Annotated in this window: 11 protein-coding genes, 7 tRNA genes, 1 rRNA gene and 1 other RNA gene; 5 read left to right on the forward strand and 15 right to left on the reverse strand. The window is 48.7% G+C overall.

The genetic code is table 11. The features are described from left to right. Positions 1–512 precede the first annotated feature (512 nt). The 4 genes from C8U37_RS12680 (at position 513) to C8U37_RS12695 (ending at position 3,198) form a co-directional block, all read left to right on the forward strand. Positions 513–1,898, forward strand: a complete 1,386-nt coding sequence (locus C8U37_RS12680; protein ID WP_108033586.1) for a Y-family DNA polymerase — start codon at positions 513–515, stop codon at positions 1,896–1,898. Next, on the forward strand, positions 1,867–2,289 hold the full coding sequence (locus C8U37_RS12685) for a hypothetical protein (protein WP_108033587.1): 423 nt from the start codon (positions 1,867–1,869) through the stop codon (positions 2,287–2,289). Before C8U37_RS12680 ends, C8U37_RS12685 begins: the two co-directional genes overlap by 32 nt. A gap of 121 nt (positions 2,290–2,410) precedes the next feature. Next, positions 2,411–2,755: a hypothetical protein gene (locus C8U37_RS12690; protein WP_108033588.1), complete on the forward strand. Its 345-nt coding sequence runs from the start codon at positions 2,411–2,413 to the stop codon at positions 2,753–2,755. Between the two features lie 65 nt (positions 2,756–2,820). Continuing rightward, on the forward strand, positions 2,821–3,198 hold the full coding sequence (locus C8U37_RS12695; RefSeq protein WP_108033589.1) for a general stress protein: 378 nt from the start codon (positions 2,821–2,823) through the stop codon (positions 3,196–3,198). Positions 3,199–3,289: 91 nt separating this feature from the next. Here C8U37_RS12695 and ffs read toward each other — a convergent pair. Together ffs and tadA are read right to left on the reverse strand one after the other, a co-directional pair. Beyond that, positions 3,290–3,376: signal recognition particle sRNA small type (ffs, locus tag C8U37_RS12700), an RNA gene on the reverse strand. A 41-nt stretch (positions 3,377–3,417) separates the two neighbouring features. Further along, a complete protein-coding gene (gene tadA / locus C8U37_RS12705; protein WP_108033590.1) occupies positions 3,418–3,933 on the reverse strand; it encodes a tRNA adenosine(34) deaminase TadA in 516 nt (171 codons plus the stop codon). Positions 3,934–4,071: 138 nt separating this feature from the next. On the opposite strand from tadA, the gene C8U37_RS12710 reads away from it, so the two are divergent. Further along, positions 4,072–4,968: a helix-turn-helix domain-containing protein gene (locus tag C8U37_RS12710; RefSeq protein ID WP_170100292.1), complete on the forward strand. Its 897-nt coding sequence runs from the start codon at positions 4,072–4,074 to the stop codon at positions 4,966–4,968. A 569-nt stretch (positions 4,969–5,537) separates the two neighbouring features. On the opposite strand, the gene C8U37_RS12715 is transcribed toward C8U37_RS12710, so the two are convergent. From C8U37_RS12715 to rrf, 13 genes are all read right to left on the reverse strand, one after another. Next, positions 5,538–5,873 (reverse strand): hypothetical protein, encoded by a 336-nt coding sequence (locus C8U37_RS12715; protein ID WP_108033592.1) that lies wholly within the window; start codon positions 5,871–5,873, stop codon positions 5,538–5,540. A gap of 100 nt (positions 5,874–5,973) precedes the next feature. Then, positions 5,974–8,460, reverse strand: a complete 2,487-nt coding sequence (locus tag C8U37_RS12720; RefSeq protein WP_108033593.1) for an ATP-dependent Clp protease ATP-binding subunit — start codon at positions 8,458–8,460, stop codon at positions 5,974–5,976. A gap of 25 nt (positions 8,461–8,485) precedes the next feature. Continuing rightward, on the reverse strand, positions 8,486–8,947 hold the full coding sequence (locus C8U37_RS12725) for a CtsR family transcriptional regulator (protein ID WP_108033594.1): 462 nt from the start codon (positions 8,945–8,947) through the stop codon (positions 8,486–8,488). Positions 8,948–9,145: 198 nt separating this feature from the next. After that, positions 9,146–10,297, reverse strand: coding sequence for an RNA-guided endonuclease InsQ/TnpB family protein (locus tag C8U37_RS12730; RefSeq protein WP_108033595.1), 1,152 nt, complete (start codon positions 10,295–10,297; stop codon positions 9,146–9,148). Continuing rightward, a complete protein-coding gene (tnpA, locus tag C8U37_RS12735) occupies positions 10,287–10,733 on the reverse strand; it encodes an IS200/IS605 family transposase (RefSeq protein WP_108033596.1) in 447 nt (148 codons plus the stop codon). The genes C8U37_RS12730 and tnpA overlap by 11 nt, the downstream gene beginning before the upstream one ends. A gap of 340 nt (positions 10,734–11,073) precedes the next feature. After that, positions 11,074–11,147: transfer RNA gene (locus tag C8U37_RS12740), tRNA-Pro, on the reverse strand. A 19-nt stretch (positions 11,148–11,166) separates the two neighbouring features. Next, positions 11,167–11,240: transfer RNA gene (locus tag C8U37_RS12745), tRNA-Arg, on the reverse strand. A 5-nt stretch (positions 11,241–11,245) separates the two neighbouring features. Then, positions 11,246–11,331: transfer RNA gene (locus C8U37_RS12750), tRNA-Leu, on the reverse strand. 27 nt (positions 11,332–11,358) lie between these two features. Further along, positions 11,359–11,430, reverse strand: a tRNA-Gly gene (locus tag C8U37_RS12755). A gap of 9 nt (positions 11,431–11,439) precedes the next feature. After that, positions 11,440–11,512 (reverse strand) — tRNA-Thr (locus C8U37_RS12760). 46 nt (positions 11,513–11,558) lie between these two features. After that, positions 11,559–11,631: transfer RNA gene (locus C8U37_RS12765), tRNA-Lys, on the reverse strand. A 5-nt stretch (positions 11,632–11,636) separates the two neighbouring features. Continuing rightward, positions 11,637–11,709 (reverse strand) — tRNA-Val (locus C8U37_RS12770). An 11-nt stretch (positions 11,710–11,720) separates the two neighbouring features. After that, positions 11,721–11,827, reverse strand: a 5S ribosomal RNA gene (gene rrf / locus C8U37_RS12775); the annotation flags it as partial.

Genomic DNA, 11,827 nt, shown 5'->3' on the forward strand with positions numbered 1-11,827 from the left:
ATACATCATTAACAGAGATTTCATTGGTTCAGGGTTCTATACAGCATTATTTTTAATGTTGCTTCAATTGTTAAGAGTTAGACGTGAACAAAAGAATCTCAAATAAAGGAAAGACCATGAAAAAAATCTACTTGTTTGTGCATATAGCGGTACTCCTGCTCTTCCTTCTGTATTTCGTTATAACACCTCGTCAACCATTGCCTTTCTCAAATAGGGTCCATCTATTTCTAATAATAAGCAGCGCGGCTATAGTATTGGGGGCAATCAAACAAAATAACCGGATCAGTATGTTTTGTGGTGTCAGTGTTTTTGCGCTTATATGCGTGAGTTGGATTGTGCAAATCATGAATTAGCTTTTTACCATATAAAACAGGGGAACTTCCTTTTTGGGGAGCTTCCCTGTTTTTTCATATTGCATTTTTGTCATTCCCCAAAAATATTTGTCCGTGTTCGCTTTACAAATACAAACATACGTTCGTATAATAGAGACGTAGAGATTGGAGACGATTTTTATGTATGAAACGGAATTGGTTTTTGATTATGCGAAGGAACCCAGTCGCGACATTCTCTGCATCGACTGCAAATCCTTCTATGCGAGCGTGGAATGCGTGCGGCGCGGGCTGCATCCACTCGAAACGAAATTGGTTGTCATGAGCTATCCGTCCACCGATCCAAAAGAGCGCGGCAGCGGGCTGATCCTGGCTTCCTCCCCGGCTGCGAAAAAGGCCTTCGGGATTTCGAACATCAGCCGGGCCAGGGACTTGCCCTTCCCCTATCCGCCGGGCTTGGTGATTGCACCGCCGCAGATGCGGCTGTACATGCAGAAAAACACGGAAATCAACAACATCTACAAGAAGTATGCGGACGAAGCGAACCACCACGTCTATTCGGTCGACGAGAGTTTCGTCGACATCACCGGCGCCCAGAAACTTTTCGGGAAAAACTCAGCTTACGAAATGGCCAAACTCATTCAGGCCGACGTATTGCAGACGACCGGCATCTACACTACGATCGGCATCGGCGATAATCCTTTGCTGGCTAAGCTGGCGCTCGACAATGCAGCCAAACACCAACCGGATATGATTGCGGAATGGCGCTATCCGGATATTCCCGAAACTGTCTGGAAAATTCCCGATATGACGGATTTTTGGGGCATCGGCAAACGGACCCAGTTGCGGCTCAACCAATTGGGCATCTTCTCGATTTATGACCTGGCGCACACCAACTACTATGATTTGAAAAGCCGGCTCGGCGTCATGGGTGCACAGCTTTACGCCCACAGCTGGGGAATCGACCGCAGTTTTTTGGGCCAAAGCGTTAAAGTCGGCTCCAAATCGATCGGCAATTCACAGGTTCTCAACAAGGACTATGTGGTGCGCTCGGAAATCGAGATCGTCCTGATCGAGATGGCCGACCAGGTGGCGACGCGCCTGCGCAAATCCGGAGCCAAGAGCCAGCTTATCAGCTTGAGCATCGGCTACAGCATCAACTATATCGACCAATTGGGCCGGACCGGCTTCCATCAGCAGTTGAAAATCCCGCCCACCAATGCATCCAGTGAGCTCGTGGCCCATATTCTGATGCTTTTTGGACAGCACTATAAAGACCAATCGATCCGGAACGTCGGCGTGGGCGCTGGGAATCTGATCTACACGGATTTTCTGCAACTGGACCTGTTCCAGAATCCTGATGAACAAGTTAATGAGCAAAAAAAGGACCTGATTGTCGATTCGATCCGCAAAAAATACGGGTTCCGCTCCCTCGTGCGGGCAGTCAGCCTGTTGGAAGGCGGCCGCGCGATAGCGCGCAGCTCATTGGTGGGAGGACACGCGGGCGGCATGGCCGGATTGGAGGAAGGTGAAGACAATGCTGAACGAACCAAGAGAACGGACAGATAAGGTATTTGAGGACTACAACGACTACCATGACCGCGGCATGATCAAATGGGTAACGGCCTACGCGATGGATGAACTTGTGAAATCCATCTCTGCAGGAAAAGCGGAAGCCATGAAGGATATCCCGACACTTCCCCAGATGAGCCTTACCGAAATCGATGCATCCTTGGCGGAAGCCTTAAAAAAAAATCGCCGCGTATCGGTCCAATTGAACCAAAAGGACCGCTTCGGGCGCCAAACCGAGTCCATCGAAGGCTTTTTCAAGGGCTACTGCGGTGAGGATGAAATCCTGATCGGCGAAGAATGGATTGCGCTCGACCGCATCCGGAATGTGCACGTCCTGTACGAGGACAAATGGTCCAGCGTGGCGGTATTCAGGCAAAATCGAAACTGATTCAAAAGGAGAGCGGCACGCGAACGGCCGTAACAGTGCGATTGTTGTTTTTTTTGATGCAAAGGCTTATACTCAAATCAAAAGAGAACGCTTTCTTTTTCTTGAGAAGGAGGACATCATCATGACTTATACCATCCATACTAGCGTCCATTCCATTGAGGAGTGCAAACGGGCGGTTGAGGAACTGCATAAAAAGGGCTACACGAAGGAACAGATCACCTTGGTGACGAACAACGCCTATCAGGAAGCCATTTTGGAGAATTGGGATCTTCGCGGTGCGGACGGTGCGATTTTCTCAAGCCATTCGTTATTGGAGAAGGTTCACTATCTTTTTAACCTGAAGCAATACGAAGATTTCCAGAATAGGACCGGTACTTTCCCCGACGGCAGAGACTTTCTTGCAGACCGCATCGCTGCCATCGAAAACGGCAGCATCGTCATCATCACAAAGGAATCGTACGAATAAAAACTTCCTACTCGACCCCATCAAGCAGCTCTCTAAACCATGAAAAATGAAAGGACTGATGTGATATGCCAAAATTTGTGGCAGGTTCGTACGCAACCATCGAAGCTGTGGAGGAAGCCATCAAGGGCTTGATCGAAAAAGGGCACAAGCAAACAGATTTCCTTCTGGTTACCAACTCTCAGGATAAAAAAGAGCGACTGGCAAAAGATACCGGCATTGAAGTCATCACCGAAACCGGACACGATGAGAACTTTGATTGGAAAGAACTCGCCCCACTCTATCCATCCTTCGATGAGGAAGCACTATACGAACCATCCCCTCAGCATCCTTATACGCAGATGACACCGGAACAGGAAGAAGAACAGGAGCGCAAGATGCAAGGATACTTCTCCGAATTGGAGGAAGGGAATATCTTGATCATCGTTGACGATTCGGAGCAGTAGCGCCCCGATTAACGAAAGAAAACAAAATCAACGCAAAAAAAGAAGCAGGAGAACCGTTGGACGGTTTTTCCTGCTTCTTTGTATAAGTTATAATAACTTACAGCACATGGCGATACCTACTTATAGCTGCTTCCTTCCGGATCTGACTCAATTCATAAGATCGCCATTGCCATAAGGCCTTTCGGCATTTCTTATCATACCATAGCCAAAAATAAAAAGCTAGTCTTTGTTTTCAGCCTGCATGTGTTCGCGGAGATGCTTCCGGCTGTTTTTCTTGCGTTCTTTGCGCAACGCTCGGAAAAAATCCTGCAGCATTGTCCGGCACTCTTCCTCCAGAACGCCCCTCTCCACCTCGGTCTGGTGGTTGAAACGCTCGTCCTGGAGCAGATTCATCAAAGTGCCTGCTGTCCCGCCTTTCAGGTCGGATGCGCCGTAATAGACTTTCTTGATCCGCGACAACAGAATGGCGCCGCAGCACATCGGGCACGGCTCAAGCGTCACATAAAGCTCCGCTTCCTCGAGCCGCCAATTCTTCTTGAACGCATTGGCTTGCCGGATCGCCGTCATTTCCGCATGTGTCGTTGCATCATTCGTCACTTCGCGTTCATTGTGGCCGCGCCCGATGATCTCACCTTTCCAGACGATCACCGCTCCGATCGGCACTTCCCCGATTGCTGCAGCCTTTTCCGCCTCCTTGATGGCTTCCCGCATATACTCTTCCTTCAACTCATCCATCTTCCGCTACCTCGTCCCTTTTGATTCCTTTAATCATAGCATATTTCCGATTTTTTTCGCAAATTGGATATATTAGTGCTAGAATAAAATGAAAAGCCTCCCATGATGAAGGCAGCCATCCAAAAACGAGGTGACAGTTTGAACCCAAACGAACTCCAACAACTATTTCCCGAAGCTAAAATCACGGCTGCTCCCAGCCTTGGACCGGACTATTTCACCTTGCCTTACAAAAAACAGTGGGTGCATATCCCGGAACATACCTTGAGCGGCCGGGAAAAAGTTCTCCTGAAAAATCTGCTCAGCAGGGACGCTACGCCCTCCGAAATCCCGAATAATCCTTGGGCCCGGTTTCTGTTGGGCCACTCAAGCGAAATTCCGCCCGGCTTGGCGCAGACTCAGCTGCTCCAATTCAGCCTCTCCTACCGGGAAGAGGAAGCGGGATCTTTCGACCAGACACTCTGGCTCGATGCCTTCAGCCAAACCTTGCCGCTAGTCCGCGAATGCTTCTTTCTCGATGACAAAAATGGGCTCTTTATTCTGGACAGCCCGGAACCCTACTGCATCGACGAGGAATTGGCGGCGGTGCTCGATATTCTGGATGATGACTTCAGCCTGCGTACTGCTTTGTATCTGGGACAACGTTGGCCTGTCGATTCCGGCTTGCCGCTACTTTTCGAGGAAGAGCGGAAAATCTTCGCGGTCAGCCGCACGATCGCGAAAGGCAACAAAATCACGACCCTTGCAGCCATCGCGCTACCTTACTTCCTATCCGGATCCGGCAGCAAAAGTCTGGTACTGCTGGCCTTGCAGACCACGATTGGTTCCGTCGACGGCACACACGAGCTGATTGCGGCCATGTGGCGGAATCAAGGCAATCTATCGAAAGCGGCAGCAGATCTTTACCTGCACCGCAACACGCTCCAGTACCGGATCGATCGCTTTTTCGATGCGACCGGCCTGGCTCTGAAGAACATGGATGATCTGGCTTTGGCTTATCTCGCGGTTACTGCAACAACAGAATCTCATAGTACCTAAAACGGGATCGCCCCAACTAGGGCGGTCCCTTTCTGCATGTGAAAATATACCCCGGTTGTCCGCTTCTTCCGGCTTATCGGACGAATCGCTGTACATTTGCGCTCTACTTGTCCGATTCTTACGGGTTATCGGACAACTCGCTGTATATTTGCGCTCTGCTTGTCCAATTCTTCCGGGTTATCGGACAACTCGCTGTACATTTGCGCTCTGCTTGTCCGATTCTTCCGGGTTATCGGACAACTCGTTGAACATTTGCGCTCCACTTGTCCGATTCTTTCCGGTTATCGGACAACTCGCTGAACTTTTGCTCTCCGGTTGTCCGATTCTTCCGGGTTATCCGACAACCTCCAGAACATTTGCGCTCTGCTTGTCCGATTCTTTCCGCTTATCGGACAACTCCCTGTACATCTGCTCTCTGCTTGTCCGATTCTTCCGGGTTATCCGACAACCTCCAGAACATTTGCGCTCTGCTTGTCCGATTCTTCCGGGTTATCGGACATTCTGCAACAAGCACACCAAAAACAAGGATTGTCTCATTTTCAGATGAGGCAATCCTTGTTTTGAAATTCTTATCTATGCAGCTTGTCGCCTACGGTGTCTTTTACATCGCCAGCTTTGTCCTTTAAATCAGAGAATAGGTCCATTGCTGATTCTTTCCAATCGCCTGCTCTGTCAACAACGCGCAAGAATCCGTCGATTTCATCATCAGTCAAATCCTCGATTGCCTTCAAAAATTTTTGGCTACCTTTCAGATGGTCCTTCACGAAACTCTTCATGCGTTGACGGTTCAAATAAGAGCCGATTTTGTCCACTGCTTCTTCCTCGTATGCCAAGGCTGTTGCAATTGCCGCAATCGCTGCTGTAGCACCCAAACCGATCAACAATGCCTTTTTAGAATTTTTCATTATCTTTGTTCCCTCCTCTAACTTCTGTAACTATATATTAGCACAAACGGTAGCGATAGCCGAACAATAACCCTGTCTTCCAAAGGAGGACCTGCTGCTCTTAAGAATTTACCGGCACTTTTTTGTCTTTGTTTTCTGCCTTGGCGGGCTTCACAGAGATCCGGATACTGCCTTTTTGGGCACCAATCGTGACGGTATCACCGAATTTGATCAAGCCGCTCAGCATTTCTTCACTCAATTTGTCTTCGATCTCTTTTTGGATCGCGCGTCTGATCGGACGTGCACCGTACTCCGGATCGAAACCGGCTTTTGCGATGACATCGATGGCTGCAGGCGTGATGCGCACATGGATATCAAGATCTTTCAAGCGTTTCACGATGCCGTTCGCCATCAATTTGACGATTTCATGCAACTCGTCTTTCTCCAAGGAATGGAAGACGATTGTTTCGTCGATACGGTTCAGGAACTCCGGACGGAAACTGTTCTTCAGCTCTTCGCGGATGCGTTTCTCCATCGCTTTATAGTCATGCTTGAGGTCTTTCGCCGCGAATCCGACCGATTTTTCATCACGCAAAGCCGTTGCACCCAAGTTGGAAGTCATGATCAAAATCGTGTTGCGGAAATCGACCTTCCGTCCTTTGGAATCGGTCAAATGACCGTCATCTAGCACCTGCAGGAGGATATTAAAGACATCCGGATGGGCTTTTTCAATCTCGTCGAGAAGAATGACCGAGTAGGGTTTTTGTCTGATTTTTTCCGTCAACTGGCCGCCTTCATCATAACCAACATAGCCGGGAGGAGAGCCGATCAAACGACTGGTACTGTATTTCTCCATGTATTCGGACATATCCAAGCGAACCAAGGCATCCTCTGTCCCGAACATCGCTTCAGCCAGTGTTTTCACCAACTCTGTTTTCCCGACACCGGTAGGACCCAAGAAAAGGAACGAACCGATTGGACGGTTCGGGTCCTTCAACCCGGAACGTGCACGTCTGATGGCGCGGGCCACTGCACTTACCGCCTCGGATTGGCCGATGACGCGTTCATGCAGCACTTTTTCCAGCCTCATCAAACGGTCGCTTTCCTTCTGCTCCATCTGGTTGACCGGGATTCCGGTCCACAAAGCCACCACTTCGGCTACGTCGTTTTCTGTCACTTTCAGATCGTAGTGCGTGATCGTTTGGGCTTGTTGTTCCACCATTTTTTGGAATTTCTGCTTCTTCGTCATTTCGCGTTTGCGGATGCGGGCAGCTTTGTCGAAGTCCTGATTCAGGATGGCTTCTTCTTTGTCTTTCGACAACTTCGCGATTTCCAACTCAAGTTTCCCGATCGGCGTATCCCCGTGTGTGACATCCAAACGGACTTTTGCCGCGGATTCATCAATCAGATCGATGGCTTTGTCGGGCAATCTTCTGGAAGTGATGTAGCGCACAGATAACTGGACAGCTGCTTTCAGCGCCTCATCAGTGATTTCCACGCCATGGTGCTCCTCATAACGGGAACGCAAGCCACGCATGATTTCAACCGATTCCTCCGGTGTGGGCTCATCGATATGGATAGGCGCGAAACGTCTTTCCAACGCCGCATCTTTTTCGATATATTTTTGGTACTCATCCAAGGTGGTGGCACCGATTGTCTGCAGTTCGCCCCTTGCTAATGCCGGTTTCAGGATATTGGAGGCATCGATCGCCCCTTCTGCTCCGCCTGCACCAATTAAGGTGTGCAACTCATCGATAAAGAGGATGACATTTCCGTCATTGTAGATTTCGTCGATGATTTTTTTCATTCTTTCCTCGAATTCACCGCGGTATTTCGTACCTGCCACCAGTGAACCCATATCCAACATCATGATGCGTTTGTTCGCCAACGTATCCGGAACATCGCCGGCTACAATTTTCTGTGCCAAACCTTCCACGATGGCGGTCTTGCCGACACCCGGTTCCCCTACCAAAACAGGATTGTTCTTCGTTCTGCGGGAAACGATCTGCATGATGCGGCGGACTTCCTTGTCGCGTCCTACGATCGGATCCATCCGGTTTTCCCGTGCCAAGTCAGTCAGATTGCGGGCCAAGGAATCCAACGTCGGCGTTCCCTCTTCCACTTTCTCCGTCTTTTTGGCTGAACGCATATCCGGTTTTGTCGGTTGTTTGATGCCCAGTTTCTCATAGAGGGACTTACGCAGCAAATTCGGATCGATCTGCAGATTTTTGATGATTTTGACTGCCAAAATTTCTTCTTTCAACAAGCCCAATAAAAGGTGTTCGGTTCCTACCAATGGAACCCCCAATTTGTGCGCTTCGTTTGTCGCATACATAATGACTTTTTTTGCCCGAGGAGAAAATGGCAACGGCGCGTTGAAGTCCTCCGCATTCATTTGGCCGAAACCGGTCAGATGGACAATCTCTTCGCGGACTCCTTCCTCATCAATATCGTATCCACGCAACACTTTTCCGGCAATGCCTTCTTGTTCTCTGACTAGTCCGAGAAGCATGTGCTCCGTTCCGATGGATTGATGCTTAAATTTGTGCGCTTCTTCTGTTGCCAACAACAATACTTGGCTGGCTTTTTCTGTAAATAATTCATCCATTTTTAACGCCTCCTCTACGGGCTATCTATTCAAAGCGCAAACTGTTCATGAAATTTCTCAACAGCAGGGCTCGTATTCTTTCTTCATGTTCGCCTGTGTATGGGGCAAGTGACTTATCCAATACCGACAACATCAGGTTTCCTTCGCGTTTCGTAATGATACCGCGACTGTATAGATTTTGGGTTACCGCAAACGCATCCTTCTGGTTGATGCTTTCGCCTACGATAGCGATCAGCTTATCCAACAATTCCGCTTGATCCAGGATTTTCACCTTCATGATGCGTATATAGCCGCCCCCGCCGCGTTTGCTTTCGACCGAGTAGCCTTGCTGTTCCGTAAAACGGGTATTAATGACATAGTTGATTTGTGAAGGTACACAATGAAAACGATCTGCCATTTCATTCCTTCTGATTTCAATCTGCTCTTCTGCATTCAGAATCTTTTTGATATACGCTTCGATGATATCTGACATGTTCTGACCATGCATGGAATGGACGCCTCCCTTCCCCTGACTAATTTTGACTATTATATGTTTATATTATGCTATTCCTACATAACTGTCAAATGGGGACTGCTCGGCACTCAAGTGCCTGAGCTTCTGGGAACGGAACGGACTTAACCGATTGGAAGCCAACCGGCCAGAGGTTATTCCTATGGACCAAAGCGTGTCCCACACTCTTGCCGTTTAACGTTCGGCCAACGCTTTGTTGAGGATGTTAATGGCCGCATTCACGTCCCGATCGATGTTTTTGGTGTGACAATGCGGGCAAGCGAACGTGCGGATCCGCAACGGCTTTTTGCCGGTGTTCTCGCCGCAATGCGAACAGATCTGGCTCGTATAGGCAGGGTTGACCAGCACCAATTCCTTGCCGTACCAGTCGCATTTGTACGCCAGCATGGACTTGATTTTCACCCAGGCTGCGTCCGCGATGGAACGGGAAAGATGGTGGTTTTGCAGAAGATTTTTGGTTTTCAGATCCTCTAGGACAATCAGGTCAAAGTGCCGCACCAAATCGGTCGTGTACTTCTGCAGGTGGTATTCGCGTTGATTAGCAATTTTGCGATTGAGTTTGGCCACCATCTGTTTGGCTTTTTGGACGTTTTTGAATTCCGAAAGATCCAGTTCGACCCCGGCCGTCTCGGCTTCCTTGATTTTGATCAAAGCCTGCGTGCGCCGGTGCGCCAACTTACGTTCCCAGCTGCGGCGTTTTTTTGCCAAGGAACGTTCAAAGTTCTTGTTTTCCAGCTTGAATCCGTCGGACTGGATCGCCAAATGGGTGATGCCCAGGTCGATGCCGACTTCTTTGTTGGTTTTGGGCAACAGAACAGGTTCGTGTTCCACTTGGATCGTCGCGGAATAGGCGCCGGTCGGCTCCTTACGGATAACAGCGTTCTTGATTTGACCGCGGATCCGTTCAAGGCCGTAGGCCCTGACCAAACCGAGTTTCGGCAGCTTGATGTAATGGTTATCCGCGACTTGGATGTTTTGGTTGATGCATTTGGATTTGTAACTGTTGTGCGGACGTTTACGGCTTTCGAAGTTCGGGTGTTTGTTTTGGCCAGTGAAGAAGCGCTGATACGCCTGATCTAAATCGGCGCAGGCATATTCCAGACACGTGCTTTCGGCCTGTTTCAGGAACGGAAATTCGAGTTTCAACACTTTGATGAGGTAGTTCATGCCGAATTTATTGACGTATTGACCGCCGTTTTTGTAGCGTGCCTGCTGCATATCCAGCATCTTGTTTTTGATGAACCGACGAAGTTGGATATTGATGTCGATCTGGTCCTTTTGGGCCTGATTCGGCAGCAACTTCATTTTGATGCCTTTAAGTTTCATTGTCTTTCGCCTCCTTTATCCGCTGGTCGTCAATATACTTGGCTATTGCCTGTTCGTTGCTTGTGCCGATACTTTCAACAAAATAACTTGGCGCCCAAAGGTGCCGATTGCCTTCGGCCAGCCAGTAAGAATTTTTCAGTTCTGGGTGCAACTGGAACAGTTTTCTTGCGCTGATCCCTTTCAGCCAACGGACGATATTTGTAACGGACAATTTCGGCGGCGCAGACACCAGCAAGTGGACATGGTCATCGAGATCGATTTCCATGTGTTGGATTTCAAATCCATATTCGCTCGCTATTTCCGACAGAATCTGTTTGAGGTCAGAATCGACTTTTCCGAACAGGACCGGATTGCGGTATTTGGTTTGCCAAATGATATGATAGTCCAAACGAAAGACAGAAGTCCGACCATGCGTGAAACGATTTTTGTCAGTCATGTTATCACCTCTGACTACATTATACCCATCTACCATATGTAAGCACCAAAAAATATGAACCAAAAAAAGGCTTTCATCTCGGCATTAAAATGCCGGGTTTTTCGCCCAATTAATCAGAAAGGGCTATCCGAGGACGTTTGCGGCAAACTAGTCAAGAAAGCTGAAACCCATCCAGACTGCCTGCTACTCCCTCTACAACAGCGTATTCCCCAAACATTTCCAACAGAATTATTTGGAATGTTCCTCATTATATACTTAAAGGGAAAAAACGGCAATATATCCAGAGAAACAAAATAGACGCAGAAACCATCGGAATGATTTCTGCGTCTATTTTTATTTATCGGGAAGACAGGATTCGAACCTGCGACCCCTTGGTCCCAAACCAAGTGCTCTACCAAGCTGAGCTACTTCCCGGTCATAATTATGTGAAAAATGCACCCAACAGGAGTCGAACCTGTAACCGCTTGATTCGTAGTCAAGTACTCTATCCAATTGAGCTATGGGTGCGTAAGTGCCGAGAATCGGAATCGAACCGATACGGTGATCACTCACCGCAGGATTTTAAGTCCTGTGCGTCTGCCAGTTCCGCCACCCCGGCTAAACGAGAGTCTTTAAAATAAAAAAAAGCGGAAGACGGGGTTCGAACCCGCGACCCCCACCTTGGCAAGGTGATGTTCTACCACTGAACTACTTCCGCATTTTTGGATGCCGGCTAAAGGATTTGAACCCTCGACCCTCTGATTACAAATCAGATGCTCTACCAACTGAGCTAAGCCGGCGTCTCGTAATATTCAATTGTTCCATCATTATCGCAAGAATGATGAATGAGTTATGCAGGGCTCGAACCTGCGACCCTCTGATTAAAAGTCAGATGCTCTACCAACTGAGCTAATAACTCATGGATGGAGGTTGACGGGATCGAACCGCCGACATTCTGCTTGTAAGGCAGACGCTCTCCCAGCTGAGCTAAACCTCCATGATACAAATGCGCGGCAACGTCCTACTCTCACAAAGGGAAACCCTTCACTACAATCGGCGCTAAGAAGCTTAACTTCTGTGTTCGAGATGGGAACAGGTGTGACCTTCTTGCCATC

Source organism: Trichococcus patagoniensis (assembly GCF_003051085.1).
GTDB classification, from domain to species: domain Bacteria; phylum Bacillota; class Bacilli; order Lactobacillales; family Aerococcaceae; genus Trichococcus; species Trichococcus patagoniensis.

Bases quoted from the DNA above. Each gene is read 5' to 3' on its own strand.
- tadA (WP_108033590.1), bottom strand. From the start codon at position 3,933: ATGGATGAGTTGAAGGAAGAGTATATGCGGGAAGCCATCAAGGAGGCG.
- C8U37_RS12690 (WP_108033588.1), top strand. From the start codon at position 2,411: ATGACTTATACCATCCATACTAGCGTCCATTCCATTGAGGAGTGCAAA.
- C8U37_RS12720 (WP_108033593.1), bottom strand. From the start codon at position 8,460: ATGGATGAATTATTTACAGAAAAAGCCAGCCAAGTATTGTTGTTGGCA.
- C8U37_RS12685 (WP_108033587.1), top strand. From the start codon at position 1,867: ATGCTGAACGAACCAAGAGAACGGACAGATAAGGTATTTGAGGACTAC.
- C8U37_RS12715 (WP_108033592.1), bottom strand. From the start codon at position 5,873: ATGAAAAATTCTAAAAAGGCATTGTTGATCGGTTTGGGTGCTACAGCA.
- C8U37_RS12695 (WP_108033589.1), top strand. From the start codon at position 2,821: ATGCCAAAATTTGTGGCAGGTTCGTACGCAACCATCGAAGCTGTGGAG.
- tnpA (WP_108033596.1), bottom strand. From the start codon at position 10,733: ATGACTGACAAAAATCGTTTCACGCATGGTCGGACTTCTGTCTTTCGT.
- C8U37_RS12730 (WP_108033595.1), bottom strand. From the start codon at position 10,297: ATGAAACTTAAAGGCATCAAAATGAAGTTGCTGCCGAATCAGGCCCAA.
- C8U37_RS12725 (WP_108033594.1), bottom strand. From the start codon at position 8,947: ATGCATGGTCAGAACATGTCAGATATCATCGAAGCGTATATCAAAAAG.
- C8U37_RS12680 (WP_108033586.1), top strand. From the start codon at position 513: ATGTATGAAACGGAATTGGTTTTTGATTATGCGAAGGAACCCAGTCGC.